Here is an 18452-nt window from a genome sequence, read left to right as displayed (position 1 = left end):
TATCGTAAGGAGGGGAATGACGTTTGAAACACAAATATGTAAACGTTATCTTAACGGCGGCGTTGTTGTGCGGCGCGGCCGCCGCGGCGCCCGTTCCGGCAGGCGCGGACGGGGACGACGATTTCCGGTTGACGGCAAGCAAAGCGGTGAAGGTGGCGAGAGTGACCGGGAGGACGTTGGAAGGGGAGACCGCGCCGAATCCGAATCAGACCGCGGACAACTACGGCCTGACGGCGACCGACCTCGGCATCGTGTGGGACGCGACGACCGATCCGGCCGACAAGAAGGTCATGATCGCGTTCGGCGATTCGTACGACGACGGATGGGGCGGCTTCGGCGGCGGCGGCGCGCGGGAAGGATGGCGGAGCAATCTGCTCGCGTTGTCCCGAGACGCCGATCTGTCCGACGGACTGACGTTTTCTTCGATGATCGCCGATCCGGCGCGGCCGAATTACGCGAAGGAGATTATCCATTCCGCGAAGGACACGTCGGGCGCCAGCGACTTCACGGCGATCCCGACGGCGGGCGTCACGGTCGGTTCGCGCCATTATATCCACTACATGCAAATTAAAAATTGGGGCGCGAACGGACGCTGGAATACGAACTTCTCCGAAATCGCCTACTCCGACGACGAAGGCGAAACGTGGACGAAATCCGGGACGACGTGGGCTGCAGGCAGCAAGTTCGCCCAGGCGGCGTACGCGAAGGAAGGCGGTTACGCGTACATGTTCGGAACGCCGGCCGGACGATTCGACAGCGCGTATTTGGCCAGAGTGCCGGAGACCGAGTTGCTGTCGAAGGAGCGTTACGAATATTGGAACGGCTCCGGTTGGGTCGCGAACGACGAGGCCGCCGCGGCTCCCGTCGTCGACGTTCCCGTCAGCGAGCTGTCGGTCGCCTATAACGCTCATTTCGACAAGTGGGTGATGACGTACTTGAACGAGAACCGGTACGCGATCGTCATGCGCAGCGCCTCCGAATTGACGGGGCCTTGGTCGGCCGAGACGGAAGTCGTCACGGGAGCGGATCATCCGGGACTATACGGCGGATTCATCCATCCGTGGACGAACGACGGCGCGGACTTATACATGCTCGTCTCCGAGTGGGGGCCGTATAACGTCATCCTGATGCGGTCCACGCTGTCGATCGGCGAGCCGGCGGCGAATCTGGTCGCCGATCCGTCCTTCGAGGCGCAGACGTCCGGCACCGTCTCCGCGCCGTGGACGCTGGAAGCCGGCAACGGCGGCATCGACCGAGGAACGTTCGCCCGGGGCGGCCGCAACAACGTCTGGCTGCGGAACGCAAGCGGGTGGAACGCGGTGACCCAGACGATTCCCGTGACGCCGCATACGGAATACCGGCTTAAGGCGTTCGTTCGAACGTCGACCGACAATCAAGCGGGCTATTTCGGGGCCAGAGGTTCCGACGGGAGCATTCTGCAAGAGGTAAAGTTCGAACGGTTCGATTCGTACTCGCCGCTTACCGTTCGCTTCAACTCGGGCGACCATGCCTCCGTGACGATCTTCGCCGGCATGCACGCCTCCGGCGACACATGGGTGCAGGCGGACGATTTCTCGTTGTATCCGATCGACGCGACGCCTCCGGTCCTTACGCTGCGCGGCGACGCGACGATGGAAGTGCCGCTCGGCGGAACGTTCGTCGATCCCGGCGCGACGGCGACGGACGATGCGGACGGCGACTTGACGGGCTTCATCGACGTGGAAGGCGCCGTGAACACGAATATCGTGGGGACGTATACGCTGACCTACACGGTGTCCGACCGCGAAGGCACCGCCGCGGCGCCGGCCGTTCGCACGGTGAAGGTGACGGGCGAGGCGTTCACGCTCGGCGAGACGACGATCCGCGACGCAAGCGGCAACGTCCTGAACGAGCTGCCGAAGAAGGGGTTCGTCGCGGCGGAGGCGACCGTCCGCAACAATACGGCGGAGGCGGCGCCGGCGACGTTCGTCGTCGCGCTGTACGATAAGAAGGGCGACATCGAGCAATACGCCAGCGTGACGCACAGCATCCCTTCGGGCGCGACGGAGACGTTCGCCGGCGGGTTCAAGCTTCCGGGCAACAACGCCGGCTACGATCTGCGCGTGTATTTGGCCGAGGCTCCCGCGGAGCAATGAAGCTCGCGCGGCCTCTCTTTCGCGAAGCGATATAATTCGAAGAAAGCGCGGTGATGGGGTTTATGTTGACGTTGGAAACCCGGCGTCTCCGGATCCGGTTCGACGAGGCGACCGGCTCCGTGCGGGAGCTGTTCGATAAAGCGAAACGGATCGATTACGCGGTCGCGATGCAGGCCGACGCCTTCCGGATCGAGACGGCCGGCGGAACGACGAGCCGATTCGAGCGCTGCACGCATTCGATCTCGGAATCGCCGGACGGCGAGACGACGATCGCGTTCGAGTGGGTAGTGGCGAAGGCGTTGACGGTCATAGGTACCGTCGTCGCGTCCGCCGAACGGGAAGAGATCCGGTTCTTCTCCGAGGTTCGCAACGACTCGGAGGAGACCGTCGTCGGCCTGGAGTACCCGATCATACCGGATTTGCAAGCGATCACGGACGAGGGGGCCGACGACTACGTCGCCCACAGCTTTGCGACGGGGCTGTGCGTCCGCAACCCGTCGAAGCACTTCGGCGGGGACGTCGGGCTGCGGCATATGCCTTACCCGGAAAGCTTCTCAGGGGCTTCGATGCAGTTTTTCGCGTACTACGGCGAAGGGCAAGGCGGATTGTATTTCGCGGCGTACGACGGAGAGATGCATCCCAAATGGCTGAATTTCTACAAGAACGAGAACGGCCTGCTGGAGGCGTCCTTCTTTCACGGCGCGGAATCGATGGCGCCGGGGACGGGGATGACCGTCGAATATCCGGTCGTCGTTCGGCCGCTCGACGGAGAAGGGTGGTACGAGGCCGCCGATCTATACAAACAGTGGGCCGTACAGCAGTTATGGTGCCGAGGCGGCCCGCTGTCGGAGCGGCCCGATACCGAACGCGCCCGCTGGTTGAACGAGGAAACGGGGGTATGCACGTTCGGGATGAACGCCGGTCACGACCGAAGCGCATGGATTCGCGAGTACCATAAATACATCGGGACGCCGATGTTCCATATCCTCGGGCCCGATTGGGTTCATCGCACGCAGAACTTCTACAACGGCGTCCCGGGCGGCATGGACGATTGGTTTCCGACGCGGTTTCACCCGGCCAATCTCGAAGCGATGAAGGCGTACGGGGACAAGTACGCGCCGTTCGAATTCGACTATTTATTCGGTCTGAACGGCGCCGACGCGGAGCTCGGCCGCCAAGCGCTGCAGCGGTTCCCGGAGGAAGGCGCCCTTCGAAGCATCGACAAGTACAAATTTTCGCTCGTATGTCCGGCGGCCCCGTACATCCGGGAATTGCACGTGCGCCGGGACGAGCGGCTGCAGACGGAGGCCGACGTCGATTCGATCTACTACGACATCTCCGCCAACAACATTTTGAAGGTGTGCATGGACGAATCGCACGGCCATCCGGTCGGCGCCGGCAGGCAGATCGCGGCGGCGTATCGAGACAACTACGCGGCTACGAAGGCAGCGATGATCGAGAAGGCCGGACGGTATATTCCGATGGGAACCGAAATGATGAACGAGGTTTTCCTGGATGTACTCGATTATTACCAAGCGAGGGCAGGAGGACGTCCGGCGGCCCCCTTGGAAATGTACAATTTCAAGAACTTGCTTATGACCGGCGAGGCGGCGCTGATTCCGATGTTCACCTATGTATACAACGAATTCGGGGCGCTGCGGATGGACGGCTGGGGCAAGCTGACGGAGGAGATCGGCTCCCTGTTTTACTTCGCCGCCGCGCGAACGTACCTGTGGGGCGGTATCTATGAGCTGAATTACGAGTACAGCCCGATGGAAGCGATCGACGGGAAGGAAAACGACCCGGAGGAACACTATTACATTTTCGAACCGAGAGGGTATGCGCTATCGCCCGAACGCGCCCGATACTTGGGGATGCTGGCGCGGATGCGGGTCGGCCCGGGCAACAAATATTTGGCGTACGGCAAGATGCTTCGACCGCTGTCATTCGATAGAGAGACGGCGTCGCTGGACTGGTTCCATTACAACTGCGATAAGAACTTCCCGGAGTACAACGAGTCCGGCGTCTACGAGGCCGACGCGATCGTTCATTCCGTTTGGCAGTACCGGGAGGAGAGTTTGGCGTTCTTCTTCGCGAACGTGACGGACGTGGCGCGGAACGTCTCCTTCGAGCTGGACATGAAGCGATACGACTTGCCCGCGGGGTCTTATCGCGTCCGTCGCATCGAGGGCGACGCGATCGAAGACGGGGGCGAGATCGCGGCGGACGAAGCGAGAGCCGTTCGGTTGTCGATTCCGCCGAAGCGCGTCGTCATTCTGGAGATTACCGACAAGGGTCTGGAGGACTGGAGTGAAGACGAAAGCGTTAATCGCGATCCCGCTAGTCATTAGTATGGTAACTCTGATATCCGCTTGTACGGGCGACGCAGGGCAAGCCGTGCGGCCGGACGTTCCCGAGGACGAAATCTATATCCCCGAGGAGAGTACTTTCTTCTCCACCGTATGGGTCGACGAGACGACGCGGACGTTCTCGGACAGCAACGGCGATTTATGGCCGGCGGCTTGGTCAGACGACGATCGGCTCTACGCGGCGATGGGGGACGGCAGAGGCTTCGACTGGTCGCAGCCCTGGGCGGACATCGTCGTCAATCGCATCGACGGGCATCCGGCGAGCGACGACTTGTCGGGCGAGCGGTTGGCCGCCGGAGAGCAGGTAGGGAAAGTATGGAGCGATCCGGAAAAGTATAACAAAAAACCGACGGGCATGGCGTCCGTCGACGGCGACCTCTATCTTGCGGTGCAGGATCTGAACAAGCAGCAGGGCGCCCCGGCGTTCAACGACGCGCCGGCCGCTACGATTCTAAAGTCTACCGATAAGGGGAAAACGTGGACGTTCGATCCGTCGAAGCCGATGTTCGACGATTATACCTTTACGACGATCATGTTCCTCGATTACGGCAAAGACGGCTCGAACAACACGTTCGACGACTACGTGTACGCGTACGGGCTGGACGGCAATTGGCGGGATTCGTTCTCGGACGCCGTACCCGATCCGACGAAGCTGTATTTGGCCCGCATGCCGAAGGACGCCGTGCAGGACGCGTCGAGGTGGGAGTATTACGCAGGCGATCTATACGGACATGCGAGGTGGACCGAGCCGGGGAAGCTGGAAAACAGAAAGCCGGTCTTAAGGGACGATCGCCGCGTCTACAAAGAGCTGCTGGGCGAGGGTTTATCGAACATGGCCGTTCTCTCGCAGAGCAACGTCGTGTATAACAAGCCGCTGGAGCGATATATTTACGCGTCCTGGACGGAGTTTACGTTCGAATTTTACGAAGCGCCGAAGCCGTGGGGACCGTGGAAGCGGTTTTTCTCGAAGGACTTCGGCGTATACCCTTGGACGCCGGAGAAGCACGGCGGCTACGCGACGGTCATTCCGTCCAAATTCATCAGCGAAGACGGGAAGACGATGTGGGTGAACGGCAACACGTTCGTCGGCGGGGTCGAAATATATAATTTCTCGCTGCGCCAATTGAAGGTGACCCCGTATAAGAAGAGCAAAGCCGCCAACAAGAAGAGCGGCTCGAATCTCGCCCTTCCGGAGAACGGCGGCGACGCGACGCCGATCTCGCGGTCCAACCATTACGGGAACGGCCGGTCGGTTCACGAAGGCGCGAAGGACCGTTCCGAGGACAGCTGGAACGGAGAAGCGAAGTCGGAGGATTACTGGGGAATGACGTGGTCGCAGGCTTATAAGATGAATAAGCTTGTATACACGACCGGGGGCATGTTCGAGGACGGAGGATGGTTCGAGGATTTCCGCGTGCAGGTCAGGCGTAATTTCGAGTGGATCGACGTCGAAGGCGTCGTCGTTTCGCCGGCGTATCCGTTCGACGAGACGGCAGGCGCGTTCGCCGAATACGAATTCCGTTTCGACGAGACGCAGGGAGACGGCGTCCGCATCGTCGGAACGCCGGGCGGCGCCTCGAAGTTCACTTCGGTCGCGGAGCTGGAAGTTTACTACAGTGAATAGGGGAACGGACGACATGAAGCTTCGGAGAGCTTGGGCATGCGCGCTCGCCTTCGGCGTCGCCGCGGGTACGGCCGCCGCCTGCGGCACGGGAGAGCGAGGGACGACGGAGAAGATGCTGGAACCGGACGGAAGCGCCTTCGTCCTGGAGAGCGTCGCCGGTCTGGAGCAAGTCGCGTTGCTGACCGGCGCGGACGGCATGAATCGAACGGATGGGTATGCCGTCTACGGCACCGATCTCGGGTCGATGTTCAACGTAGGGGATACGACGTATTTCGTCTTCGGCGACACGTTCGGGGAACGGCCGCCGGACATGACGGGAGGCGGGGGGAGCTTCTGGCGCTCCAACGCGATGGCGTATTCGACGGACGCGGATCCGAGCGACGGCATCGCGTTCGACGGCATGATCGTCGACGACATCGGCCTTGCGAAGGAGCTCCTTCCCTCGGTCAAGCGCGATTTCGAGGAGATAACGAAGATCCCGACCCACGGTTTGTACGCGAACGATACGATGTATCTGTACTACATGTCCGTAAATCATTGGGGAGAGCCCGGCCATTGGGACGCGAATTACGCCGGCGTCGCGAAATCCGCGGACGAAGGGCAAACCTGGACGGTGCTCGACGACGTCAAGTGGCCGGGCGACAGCGGGTTTATCCAAGTCAGCCCTTATCGGATTCAAGAGGGGGACGGGGAGGCCGACATTTACTTCTGGGGCGTTCCTTCCGGCCGCTTCGGCGGCGTGAAGCTCATGAAGGCGAAGGAGTCTCGAATCGAAAGCCTCGACGGCTACGCATATTTCGCCGGAACGGACGACGACGGAAAGCCGATCTGGTCGAGCGAGCCGAAGGAAGCGGCGACGGTCGTCGACGATACGGTCGGCGAGCTGTCCGTCGTCTGGAACCCGTATTTGGAGCGGTGGCTCATGACGTACTTGCGGGAAGGGCAAGGAGTCGTCATTCGGGAAGGCGCGGCGCCGTGGGGGCCCTGGGGCGAACCGATCGTTCTCGTCGATAAGGACGAATATCCCGGATTGTACGGTCCTTATATGAATCCGAGATATACGGAAAACGACGGGAAGACGATCTATTTCGCGCTATCGTTGTGGGACCCATATAATGTGTTCTGGTTTAAGGCGGATTTGGAGAAGAAGTCGTAGGAGGCGATGTCGTGGCGGCCGCGGAGCGAGAATTGGTTTTCGGGGCGTCGTACTACCCGGAGCACTGGCCGAGGGAGAGGTGGCCGGAGGATGTCCGGCTTATGAAGGAAGCGGGGATCCGGCTGCTTCGCGTCGCCGATTTGGCTTGGGCCAGGCTGGAGCCGGAGGAGGGACGATTCGATTTCGAGTGGTTGGACGACTTCATCGCCTTGGCTTCGAAGGAAGGGATCCGGTTCGTGCTGGCGACGCCGATCGAAGCGTCTCCGGTTTGGCTTCGACGGAAGCATCCCGAAGTCGTGCGGACGGATGAATTCGGGCGCATTCACGGCGATCGAGGCTATCATTGCCATACGAACGCGGCATTCGCCTACTATGTCGCCCGAATCGTCGATCGCATGGCTTCGCATTACGCCCGTCACCCCGCCGTCGTCGGATGGCAGATCGATAACGAGCTTCGGGCCGTTCCGTGTTATTGCAAGGAATGCCTGCTCGATTTCCGAGCGTGGCTTCGCGGCGCGTACGGGACGATCGAGCGCTTGAACGACGCGTGGGGGACGGTGTTTTGGAGCCAGTCGTACCGCTCTTGGGACGAGGTGACGCTCCCCTCGGCGGACCAGCTGACGAAGTCCGTCAGTCAGGCGCTGGCTTTCAACCGGTTTTGCTCCGAGGCGACGGTCGCCCATCTTCGTCGGCAGGCCGACATCGTCAAGAAGCACGCGCCGACCCACATTGTCACGCACAACTCGCTAGGGCTTTACTTGGGGTTAGATTTGTATAAGCTCGGGAAGCATCTCGACGTAATGGGCGTGGATTTGTATCCGGACGTCGACTCCGACAATACGTACACCTGCCTGAATTTGGACCTTCACCGCAGCGCGAAGCGGGAGCCCATCTGGATTATGGAGCAGAAGAACGGGTACTTCAATTACAGCGATTATAACTTGGCGATCGAGCCCGGACTCGTCCGGTATTGGACGATTCAAGACATCGCTCGAGGCGCGAATGCGGTTCTGTACTATCGCTGGAGGTCGGGGCGGTTCAGCTGGGAGCAAAACCCGAACGGCATCCTGCGCCACGACGGGACGCCGCGGAGAGCTTACGAAGAGATCCGGCGAACGACGCGAGAGTTCGCGGCCGTCGGCGCGGAGCTGGCCGCGACCGAGGTGGAAGCGCCGGTCGCCCTGCTTCACAGCTTCGATCAAATTTGGGCGTTCGAGGCGCAGAAGCAATATCCGAACTTTTCGTACCGGGGCCATTTGACGTCGTATTATCGGGAGCTGCTTCGTATGGGGATCACGCCGGACGTAGTAGATCCCTGCATGGATCTCGCCCGATACGCTTTCGTCGTCGCGCCGTCGTTGGCGATGGTCAGCGAAGAGACGAGACGAAATTTGGAGAAGTACGTCGCGGACGGCGGCTGCCTCGTCATCGGCGCGCGAAGCGGGATGAAAACTTGGGAGAACGCGACGATCGACACGCCGTGGCCCGGCTTGTTGTCGGACTTGGCGGGCGTCGAAATCGACGAGTTCGAGGTGCTGCCCGACCGTTACTCGAACGGCGTCCTCTATAACGGCAAGTCGTATCGCGTGAACGGTTGGCTGGATTTGCTCCGGACGAAAGAGGCGGAGACGGCAGGCATCTACCAAGAGAAGTTTTACGCGGGAAGAACGGCGATCGCAAGGAACGCGTACGGGAAGGGAACAGTGTATTATGTCGGAGCGATGGGCAGCGCGGAGTTGTTTCGCGCCATCTTGAGCGACGTCGCCGACGAACGCGGCGTGCCGAAGCCGGAGCTTCCGGAAGAGGTGTACGTCACGCACCGGGTCGGCGAGCGGATGAGGTACACGTTTTATTTGAACTATGCGAGAGAGCCCAGGCGCGTGCGGCTCGCGAAGGCAGGCGTCGACGCGCTCACGGGGAGGACCGTGTCCGGCGAGGCGCTGATCGAAGGGTTGGATGCGCTGATCGTCGCGGCGGAGAAGTAGGAAGGTGAAAGCGGGTGGCCGACAACTGTGAAAATACAGCAGTTTCGTTCGCGGCATCCCTTTCGCCAGGGGCGAACTGCGAATCTGCAGTTGTTTTTCGCTCCATGCCCCCTTTCATGGCGGAATACCTGCAGTTTCGCAGGCATTCCGCGATATCGGGCGTTTTTCTGCGCATTTACCTGCAGATTTACATTTGCGTGCGACTTCGCTAGTGCCGCCCCTGCCGATGCGGACGCTTTGAATCAATAGGGAACAGCGATGTTTCCTTTTCGCCGTTATATGCCCGTTTTCAGGCGGCTTACCCGCAAATAGGGAACTTTGATTTTCCCTATTTTCCGGTTTCAGGGAGACTTCGTAGAAATAGGGGATTTTCATGTTCCCTATCGCTGTCGAGCCGAAGCCTAAGCTTGAACGCGGATGGGTCTCGGCAGAAAATAAGGTTGCCTTCCCGAGCAGCGTAACCTGCCGGAGGCAACCTTTTTCGCGTTTAGAATCGAACGAGACCGTCGACGTTCACCGGCAGTCCGGTGCGCATCGAGATGTTTCCGGCGATGCCGGTAAGGATCGACATCGCGCCGTCGACGTGCGAAGCCGCCCGGTTGTACGGATCTTCCGCCGGCTCGCCGAAGATGTCGTTCAGCAAAATCGGATCTCCGCCGCCATGCCCGCCGACGCCTTCGACGATCTCCGCCTCGTACGCCTCTCCGAACATCGGAATGACCTTGATGCTCTTCGTCTTCAGCGCGCCTTCGTCTTCCTTCTTGCCGCCGGAGTTGACGTACGACTTTTCGACGATCTTCATCTCGATCCGGCCTTTGGAGCCGTTAATGTTCACCTGGAACCCTTCCCAAGGCATGTAGCAGTTGAGCGAATACGTCATAATCGCCTTGTTCTTGTATCGGACGAGCACGCCCATCGTGTCCTCGATGCTGATGCCGTCGCCGAACACGCTCTGATCGCGGTAATAGCCGTCCTCGTGCTCCGCGTCCGCGTACAGCCCTTTCAGTTCCTCGCTTCGCTCGAGATCGAGCGCGAACGGATCGTTCTTCGCCGCCCCGCTGCCCCGCGTCCGATTATAAAACTCCGTGACGCCGCGCTTCTCCGCGTTTTCCTTGCCGTAGAACATCAGAGAGCCTTGCGCGTACACCGTCTGCGGCTGGCTGCCGAGCCAGAAGTTGACGAGGTCGAAGTGATGCGTCGACTTGTGGACGAGCATGCCGCCGCTGTTCCGCTTGTCGCGGTGCCAACGCCGGAAATAGTCCGCGCCGTGCTCCGTGTTGAGCAGCCACTCGAAGTGGATGGAATGGACGTCGCCGATCTCGCCGTTCATGATCAGCTCGCGGATTTTCGTATTGTGCGGCGCGTAGCGGTAGTTGAACGTGACCCGCAGCTGCTTGCCGGTCCGCTTCACGGCGTCGAGAATTTCTTGGCATTTCTCTTCGTCGACGGTCATCGGCTTCTCGCTGACGACGTCGCAGCCGAGCTCCATCGCCTTCACGATATACGTATGATGCGTCCGGTCCATCGTCGTCACGATGACGGCGTCCGGCTTCGTCTCGCGAATCATCCGCTCGAAGTCGTGCGCTTTGTACGTCGGCACCGCAGGGTGCTCGAAGCGCGTCGTCAGCAGCCGATTGGCGTAATTCATCCGCGTCTGGTTCGTATCGCAGAACGCGACCAGCTCCGAGGTGTCCCGAAAGTCTTTGGCTAAAGCGCCGTAAAAGAAAATCGCCCGTCCGCCGGTGCCGATCAATGCGTATCTCTTCTTCATATGCCCGTCCCCTTCGTTCGAAAGAAATATTTGAATCCGTTACCATTTAATATAACGGAACGATACGTTATAATCTTCGTATAAAATTGCTCGTTTTGGCTCGTAAAGTTGCAATTCTTGCTCGAGGAGGCGATCGGCATGGCGGAGCATCAGTTCCGAACGGACGACGGCGCGATTCAAGTCGATTATACGAGGCGGATCGGCTATTATTCGATGGACGAGGATCACGCGCACGACGGATACGAGCTGTATTATTTGTTCGAAGGAGAGCGCGATTACTTCATTCGGGACCGGACGTACCGGGTGCGGGCGGGAGAGTTCGTGTTTATCGAAAAGGGGGAGCTCCACCGGACGCTCGATACCGGGGTGCCGGATCACGAACGCGTCGTGTTGAATTTCGCGGAGACGGCGATGGGTACGTTCCCGCTGCCTACGGAGAGCGGCGTCTTCCGGCTGCCGCCGCAGGAACGATGGAAGGGAGAAGCGCTGGCGCGCGAGATGATCGACGAAAGCCGCGGCGCGGCGCCGGGACGCGACGCGATGCTCGAGGCGCTCCTGAGACAGCTGCTGCTGCTCGTATTTCGCGCGGCGGCGGAGCGTCCGGTCGACGAAGCGGCGCCGTCCGCCGTGCACCGGACGATGTCGGAGGTGGCCGCCTACGTCGGGGAGCGGTACGCGGAGCCGCTGCTCCTGAAGGACGTGGCCGAACGGTTCTTCGTCAGCCCGTATTACCTGAGCCGCAAGTTCAAGGCTTGCACCGGCTTCGGCTTCGCCGAGTACGTGCAGCTCGTTCGCGTCCGCGAGGCGCAGCGGCTGCTACGGGAGACGAATCTGAAGATGATCGACATCGCCGAGCGGATCGGCATCGGCCCCGCAGCCCAATTTCATAAGCTGTTCAAGAAGGTGTGCGGCTGCTCGCCGCTGCAATACCGCAAAGGGCGGCGGGCGGGCGGTCCCGCCGGGTCAGCCGGGGAAGCGAACCGCTGAAGCGCGTTCTTCCAGCACGGCGTCCAGGTGCGTCTCGCGGCGGATCGGGCCGCTGTCCGCCATAATGTCGAGCAGCGCCTCCGCGATCCGTTCGCCGAACGCGTCGACCGGGGCGCCGACCGCCGTCACCGGCACGTCGAGCTCCGCGAGCTGCGGAATGTGGTCGTAGCTGACGAGCGACAGATCGTCCGGCACGCGGAGGCCGCCGTCGAGCGCGGCGCGCAGCAGGCCGGCCGTGACGTCGTACGCGCCGGTGATGACCGCGGTCGGTCGGCCGTCGAGCTCGAGCAGCCGCCGTCCGGCGTCGTAGCCGTGCCGCCACGTATTGCCGCCGGAGTCGAGGACGAGCGCGTCGCCGGCCGAGAGGCCGAAGGCGAACGCGCCCTCCATAAATCCGGCGACCTTCTCCTGCTGCTTGCTGTCGGACTCCCGCGCGTCCCCGATATAGGCGATGCGCTTGTGGCCGAGACCGGCCAAGTATCGGACCGCCTCGCGCAGCGCGTCTTTGCGCTTCGCGTCGACGACGGCGAAGCGGGAGCCGACGAGATGCGAGGCGCCGATGGAGACGACCGGAATGTCGGTCGTCACCGTCTCGACATGCCGCGCTTCCGGCGTAATGTCCTCGAACACGACGATGCCGTCCACCTGCAGCCGCTGAAACAGCCGGATCGCCGACGTCGGAGGCAGAATCGACAAGATCACCTCGTAGCCGCGCGCGGCGAGCGCGTCGTTGATGCGGCCGACGAGCGCGGACAAGGCGACGCGTTCGAGCGACGGCAGCAGGACGCCGACCGTCATGCTGCGCCTCGAGACGAGGCTCTTCGCGGCGAGATTCGGCTCGTAGCCGAGCTGCCGCGCGAGCTCGACGATGCGCCGCCGCGTGTCGGGTTTGACGAGCGGACTGTCGTTGAGCGCCTTGGAGACGGTGGAGTAGCTGACGCCCGCGAGTCGGGCGATGTCTTTGATCGTGACGTTCATGCGCTGATGCAGCCTCCTCCGGCGAAAAATGCAAACGTTGTTATTATTTTTAGTATACCGTAAAATTTATCATTGATGAAAGCGAATTTTCAACATATGATAGACGCATGGAAGAATAACAACGTTGTTATAATTGGAGGAGATCGAGACATGGTGACAGCAACGAACGAGGTCATCGCCGCGGCGAAAGCGCTGGCGGCAGGCGCGTCATTGGAAGGCTTGGCGAACGTATACGCGGCGTCCTTCGCGGAATCCGACGGCGCGACGATCGCGATGGTGAAGGACGGCGGCGAACGGAAGCTGCTCGTCGTGGGCGGAGGCGCGCTATACGCCGCTCTGGAAGGGACCGAGTCGACGGAGGGGGACGTGCGTTACAAGCTGTGTCCGTTGACGCACGCGAACCGGCTCGCGCTGAACGACGCGTTCGACTATACGAAGCCGCGCGCGATCGGTACGCGGATGGCGACGATCGGCCTCGGCGACCGGCTCGGGCTCGCGTCGCCGGGACACATTAAGACGGTCGCGGGCAAGAACGTCCGTCCGATTTTGGCGCAGCAGAGCATTCGGGAGCTGACGTTGACGGGCCGCACGTACGAGGACGTGCTGGATGCGGCGTCGTACGCCGTTTTCCAAGAAGGATATCGAGACGGATGGGGCGCCGACGGCGACCACCTGAAGACGACGCAGGACATTGAATACGCGCTGCGCCTCGGCTTCTCGATGCTGACGCTGGACGCCTCGGAGCATATCGACAACGGCGCCGGCTCGGCGAGCGACGAGGAAGTGGCGCGGCGGTACGCGGAGCTGGACGCGGCGTACCGGGAACGCATCGAGAACGACTATGCGGACCGGACGTTCGACATCGCCGGCGCTTCGATCGAGGTCGGCCGCGCGGCGCTGCAGCGGTACGCGCTCGTGTACGGCGAGGCGGTTCGCTTCATGGTCGATATTTACCGGACCTATATCGCGACGGCGGGGCGGGCCATCGACTTCGAAATTTCGATCGACGAGACGGCGACGCCGACCGATCCGGCCGCGCATTGGTTCGTGGCGAACGAGCTGAAGCGCGAGGGCGTCGCGCCGTACAGCATGGCGCCGCGGTTTTGCGGCGAGTTCCAGAAGGGGATCGATTACATCGGCGACCTCGATCAATTCGAGCGGGAGCTGCGCGTGCACGCGGCGATCTGCGATCACTTCGGTTATAAGCTGAGCGTGCATTCCGGCAGCGACAAATTCAGCGTGTTCCCGCTCGTCGCGAAATATACGAACGGCCGCTTCCATCTGAAGACCGCGGGCACGAACTGGCTCGAAGCGGTGCGGACCGTCGCTCGCGTCAACCCTTCGCTGTATCGCCGGATGCACGAATACGCCGCCGCGCATGTGGAAGAGGCGTTGAAGTACTACCACGTCACGGCCGACTTCGCCAAGGTGAAGCCGCTCGCGGAGACGTCCGACGCGGAGCTGCCGGAATACATGAACGAGGATAACGCGCGGCAGCTGATCCATATTACGTACGGCCTTCTGCTGACGGCGAAGGACGAAACGGGAGCGTCGCTGTTCAAGGACGAATTCTACGCGACGCTTCGCGACCGGGAACGCGACTATGAGACGGCTCTAATTTCGCATATCGGGAAACACTTGGATTTATTAGGCAAATAGTTGGCGTCGATTACAACCACAAGGAAGGGGTTTCCCATGAGCGACATGATCCGAGATATGTTGAAGCCGATTCCGATACCGTCGATCGTGCGCGTCCGACAGAAATTCGACGCCTCGAAGCTGGTCGACCCGCTCGCGGCGCTGAGGCAGGAGCTCGCGAAGCCGGGCGCGATCGACCGCATCCGGCCGGGCCAGCGCGTGGCCGTCGCGGTCGGCAGCCGCGGCGTCGCGAACATCGCGGGCCTGACCAAGACGACGATCGACGCGATCAAGTCGGCGGGCGCGTCGCCGTTCATCGTGCCGTGCATGGGCAGCCACGGCGGCGCGACGGCGGAGGGCCAGGCCGAGGTGTTGAAGCATCTCGGCATCGACGAGTCGACGATGGGCGCGCCGGTCGAATCGTCGATGGAGGTCGTGGAGATCGACCGCCTGGCGAACGGCCTGCCGGTGTACGTCGATAAGATCGCGTCGACCGCCGACGCCATCGTCGTCATCAACCGCGTGAAGCCGCACACGGCGTTCCGCGGTCCGATCGAGAGCGGCATCATGAAGATGATCGCGATCGGTCTCGGCAAGCAGAAGGGCGCGGAAGCGTGCCATCAGCTCGGCTTTAAGTATATGGCCGAATTCGTGCCGGAGATGGCGACGCTTATGATGAAGAAGCTGCCGATCGTCTTCGGCGTCGCGGCGGTCGAGAACGCGTACGACGAGACGTGCCATATCGAGGTGCTGCCGGCGGAGAACGTGTACGAACGCGAAGTCGAGCTTCAGAAGATGGCGAAGTCCCGCATGCCGCGGCTGTTGTTCGATCAGATCGACGTGCTCGTCATCGACTACATCGGCAAGAACATTAGCGGCGACGGCATGGACCCGAACGTCACCGGCAGGTATCCGACGCCGTACGCGTCCGGCGGGCCGGACGTGAACAAGATGGTCGTCCTCGACGTGACGAAGGAGTCGAAGGGCAACGCGAACGGCGTCGGCACGGCCGACTTCACGACGCGCCGGCTCGCGGACAAGATGGATTTCACCGCGACGTACCTGAACGGCCTCACGTCGACGGTGTGCGCGCCGACGAAGCTCGCGACGACGCTCGAGAGCGACGAACTCGCGATCAAGGCGGCCGTGAAGACGTGCAACGTGCTCGATTTCCACGCTTGCCGGCTCGTGCGCATCCGCGACACGCTCCATCTCGGCGAAATCGAAATTTCGACGACGCTGCTCGAGGAAGCGCGGAACCGCCCGGACATCGAGATCGTCTCGGAAGCGCCGTACGAGTGGACGTTCGACGGCGAGGGGTACTTGCCCAAATGAAGCCGTATATCGTAGCCGCAGACATCGGCACGACGAGCACGAAGGCCGTCGTCGTCGATACGGCCGCCGGCGCCGTCCGCGCCGTGACGTCCATCGAATATCCGCTGCACACGCCCGCCCCGGATCGGGCGGAGCAGGATCCGGACGAGATCGCTCGCGCGGTCGAGACGGCGATCCGCTCGGCCGTCGAGCGGGCGGGGATCGCAGCTGGCGCGGTCCGCTGCGTCGTGTTCAGCTCGGCGATGCACAGCCTGATCGCATTGGACGAGAGCGGCGCGCCGCTGACGCCCTCGATCACGTGGGCGGACAACCGGGCGGCTTCCTACGTAGACGTTCTGAAGTCGCAGACCGACGCGCATGCGATCTATGCGGCGACCGGAACGCCGATCCACCCGATGTCGCCGCTGCTGAAGCTGATGTGGCTTCGCGACAAGGAGCCGGCGATCTTCGCGCGGGCGAAGACGTTCGCCGGCATTAAGGAATACGTGCTCGCCGGCTGGTTCGGCGGCCGGCTCGTCGTCGACCATTCGATCGCGAGCGCGACGGGACTGTTCTCGCTCGAGCGCCGCGATTGGCACGGGCCGTCGCTGCTCGCGGCCGGCATCGACGCCTCCCGCCTGCCGGAGCTCGTACCGACCACGCATACGCTCGAGGGACTCGATCGCGCTGTTGCGGAGCGCCTCGGCTTAGCGCCGGGCACGCCGGTCGTCGTCGGGGCGTCCGACGGCGTGCTCGCCAACGTCGGCGCGGGCGCGCTCGAGCCGGACGAGTTCGCAGTGACGATCGGCACGAGCGGCGCGGTGCGCGCGATCGTACGCGAACCGCGCACGGACCCGCAGGGCCGAACGTTTTGTTACGCGCTGTCCGACGACCGGTGGGTCGCGGGCGGCGCTATCAACAACGGCGGCGTGCTGTTCCGCTGGGTGCGCGATCATCTCGCGACGAAGGAAGCGGACGAAGCGCGCGCCGCCGGCATCGACCCGTACGAGGCGCTCACGGCGCTCGCGCGGCAGGCGCCTCCGGGCAGCGGCGGCCTCGTGACGCTGCCGCTGTTCGCCGGCGAGCGCGCGCCGTATTGGAACGCCGACGTGCGCGGCGTCTTCTTCGGCCTCTCGCTCGCGCACGGCAAGCCCCACATGGTGCGCGCCGTGCTCGAGGGCGTCGGCTACGCGGTGCGCTCCGTCGCGGAGGCGGTGGCGGACGCCGCCGGCCGGCCGCGCGAAATTCGCGCGTCGGGCGGCTTCGCGCGGTCGCCGTTCTGGCGCCAGACGATCGCCGACGTGCTCGGCGCGCCGCTCACCGTCCCGGACGCGATCGAAAGCTCCGCGCTCGGCGCGGCGGCGCTCGGCCTCGTCGCGCTCGGCGACTGGCCCGACTTCGCCGGGGCCAAGGCGTGGTCGGCGTCTTCGCATACGCACGAGCCGAACCCCGCGACGCGGGCGACGTACGACGAGCTGTTCTCGATCTACAGCGACCTATACCCGCGGCTCGTCGATCCGTTCCGACGCATCGTTCGTTTCCAAACGCATCCGTCGGAATAACGAATCCCATACCCAGGAGGGAATTTCTCGGCATGACTTTGAACTTATTCGATCTCACCGGCAAGACCGCCGTTATCATCGGCGGAAACAGCACGTTAGGCTCCGTCATGGGCGAAGCGCTAGGCGCGTACGGCGCGAAGATCGCGGTCGTCGGCCGCAACGCGGAGACGTCGGAAGCGGCGCGCTCTCGCATCGCGGACAAGGGGGGCGAAGCCGCCGTGTTCCAAGCGGACGCGACGAGCAAGGCGGACCTCGCCCGCGTCCTGAGCGAAGTCGTCGCTTGGTCCGGCTCCGTCGACGTGCTGCTCAACTGCCCGGGACGCAACAGCGCGACGCCGTTCTTCGACATCACCGAAGAAGAATGGGACGGCATCATGGACGTCAATCTGAAGGGCGTCGTGCTCGCGTGCCAGGTGTTCGGCAAGCATATGATCGATCAAGGCCGAGGCGGCAGCATCATTAACATCTCCTCCGTCTCCTCCGGACCGCCGCTGTCCAAGGTGTTCACGTATTCCGCCTCCAAGGCGGGCGTCAACTCCGTCACGCAGTTTCTCGCGCGCGAGTTCGCGCCGCACAACATCCGCGTGAACGGCATCATTCCGGGCTTCTTCCCGGCCGAGCAAAACCGTAAGATTCTCTCCGAGGAGCGCGTGAAGAGCATTCTGGGCCACACGCCGATGAACCGCTTCGGCGCGGCGGAGGAGTTGCAAGGCGCCGCCGTGTACCTCGCGTCCGAGAAGGCGTCCGGCTTCGTGACCGGCACGTTCCTTCGCGTCGACGGCGGCTTCGGAGCGATGACGATCTAACCAGTACCGAACAACAGGGGGAAACCGAACATGAAACAGCAAATCGGCGTCGTCGGCCTCGCGGTCATGGGGAAGAACCTCGCCTTGAACATGGAGAGCAAAGGGTTCTCCGTAGCGGTCTATAACC

General features: G+C 62.4%; 13 protein-coding genes. 11 read left to right on the top strand and 2 right to left on the bottom strand.

Going from position 1 to position 18452, the window contains the following annotated elements:
* The first annotated feature begins 23 nt into the window (after positions 1-23).
* The 5 genes from FE782_RS24345 to FE782_RS24325 all read left to right on the top strand — a co-directional run bounded on the left by FE782_RS24345 (position 24) and on the right by FE782_RS24325 (position 9269).
* The gene (locus FE782_RS24345) at positions 24-2135 is read left to right on the top strand and encodes a DUF4185 domain-containing protein (RefSeq protein WP_138196967.1); all 2112 of its coding nucleotides are present in this window, start codon (positions 24-26) and stop codon (positions 2133-2135) included.
* A 62-nt stretch (positions 2136-2197) separates the two neighbouring features.
* Entirely contained in the window at positions 2198-4486 is a 2289-nt protein-coding gene (locus tag FE782_RS24340; protein ID WP_138196966.1) for a DUF6259 domain-containing protein, read from the top strand.
* Entirely contained in the window at positions 4446-6128 is a 1683-nt protein-coding gene (locus FE782_RS24335; RefSeq protein WP_138196965.1) for a DUF4185 domain-containing protein, read from the top strand. The genes FE782_RS24340 and FE782_RS24335 overlap by 41 nt, the downstream gene beginning before the upstream one ends.
* Positions 6129-6141: 13 nt before the next feature.
* Positions 6142-7284 (top strand): glycoside hydrolase family 183 protein, encoded by a 1143-nt coding sequence (locus FE782_RS24330; RefSeq protein WP_138196964.1) that lies wholly within the window; start codon positions 6142-6144, stop codon positions 7282-7284.
* Positions 7285-7295: 11 nt separating this feature from the next.
* On the top strand, positions 7296-9269 hold the full coding sequence (locus FE782_RS24325; RefSeq protein ID WP_138196963.1) for a beta-galactosidase: 1974 nt from the start codon (positions 7296-7298) through the stop codon (positions 9267-9269).
* Between the two features lie 487 nt (positions 9270-9756).
* On the opposite strand, the gene FE782_RS24320 is transcribed toward FE782_RS24325, so the two are convergent.
* Positions 9757-11040, bottom strand: a complete 1284-nt coding sequence (locus FE782_RS24320) for a Gfo/Idh/MocA family protein (protein ID WP_138196962.1) — start codon at positions 11038-11040, stop codon at positions 9757-9759.
* 138 nt (positions 11041-11178) lie between these two features.
* Between FE782_RS24320 and FE782_RS24315 the strand changes: the two genes are divergently transcribed.
* Positions 11179-12027 (top strand): helix-turn-helix domain-containing protein, encoded by an 849-nt coding sequence (locus FE782_RS24315; RefSeq protein ID WP_138196961.1) that lies wholly within the window; start codon positions 11179-11181, stop codon positions 12025-12027.
* On the opposite strand, the gene FE782_RS24310 is transcribed toward FE782_RS24315, so the two are convergent.
* The gene (locus FE782_RS24310) at positions 12004-13005 is read right to left on the bottom strand and encodes a LacI family DNA-binding transcriptional regulator (protein ID WP_138196960.1); all 1002 of its coding nucleotides are present in this window, start codon (positions 13003-13005) and stop codon (positions 12004-12006) included. The two genes, FE782_RS24315 and FE782_RS24310, sit on opposite strands and share 24 nt — an antisense overlap.
* Positions 13006-13155: 150 nt before the next feature.
* Between FE782_RS24310 and FE782_RS24305 the strand changes: the two genes are divergently transcribed.
* From FE782_RS24305 to FE782_RS24285, 5 genes are all read left to right on the top strand, one after another.
* Complete coding sequence (locus FE782_RS24305) at positions 13156-14664, top strand: tagaturonate epimerase family protein (RefSeq protein ID WP_138196959.1); 1509 nt, start codon at positions 13156-13158, stop codon at positions 14662-14664.
* A gap of 36 nt (positions 14665-14700) precedes the next feature.
* Entirely contained in the window at positions 14701-15978 is a 1278-nt protein-coding gene (locus FE782_RS24300; protein ID WP_138196958.1) for a nickel pincer cofactor-dependent isomerase, group 22, read from the top strand.
* Entirely contained in the window at positions 15975-17519 is a 1545-nt protein-coding gene (locus FE782_RS24295; protein ID WP_138196957.1) for a gluconokinase, read from the top strand. Before FE782_RS24300 ends, FE782_RS24295 begins: the two co-directional genes overlap by 4 nt.
* A 32-nt stretch (positions 17520-17551) precedes the next feature.
* A complete protein-coding gene (locus tag FE782_RS24290) occupies positions 17552-18325 on the top strand; it encodes an SDR family oxidoreductase (protein WP_138196956.1) in 774 nt (257 codons plus the stop codon).
* A gap of 30 nt (positions 18326-18355) precedes the next feature.
* On the top strand, positions 18356-18452 hold a 97-nt coding region (locus FE782_RS24285; protein ID WP_138196955.1), incomplete at its 3' end, for an NAD(P)-binding domain-containing protein.

It is taken from the genome of Paenibacillus antri (assembly GCF_005765165.1).
Taxonomy (GTDB): domain Bacteria; phylum Bacillota; class Bacilli; order Paenibacillales; family YIM-B00363; genus Paenibacillus_AE; species Paenibacillus_AE antri.
This window is presented reverse-complemented; position numbering and strand designations above follow the sequence as displayed.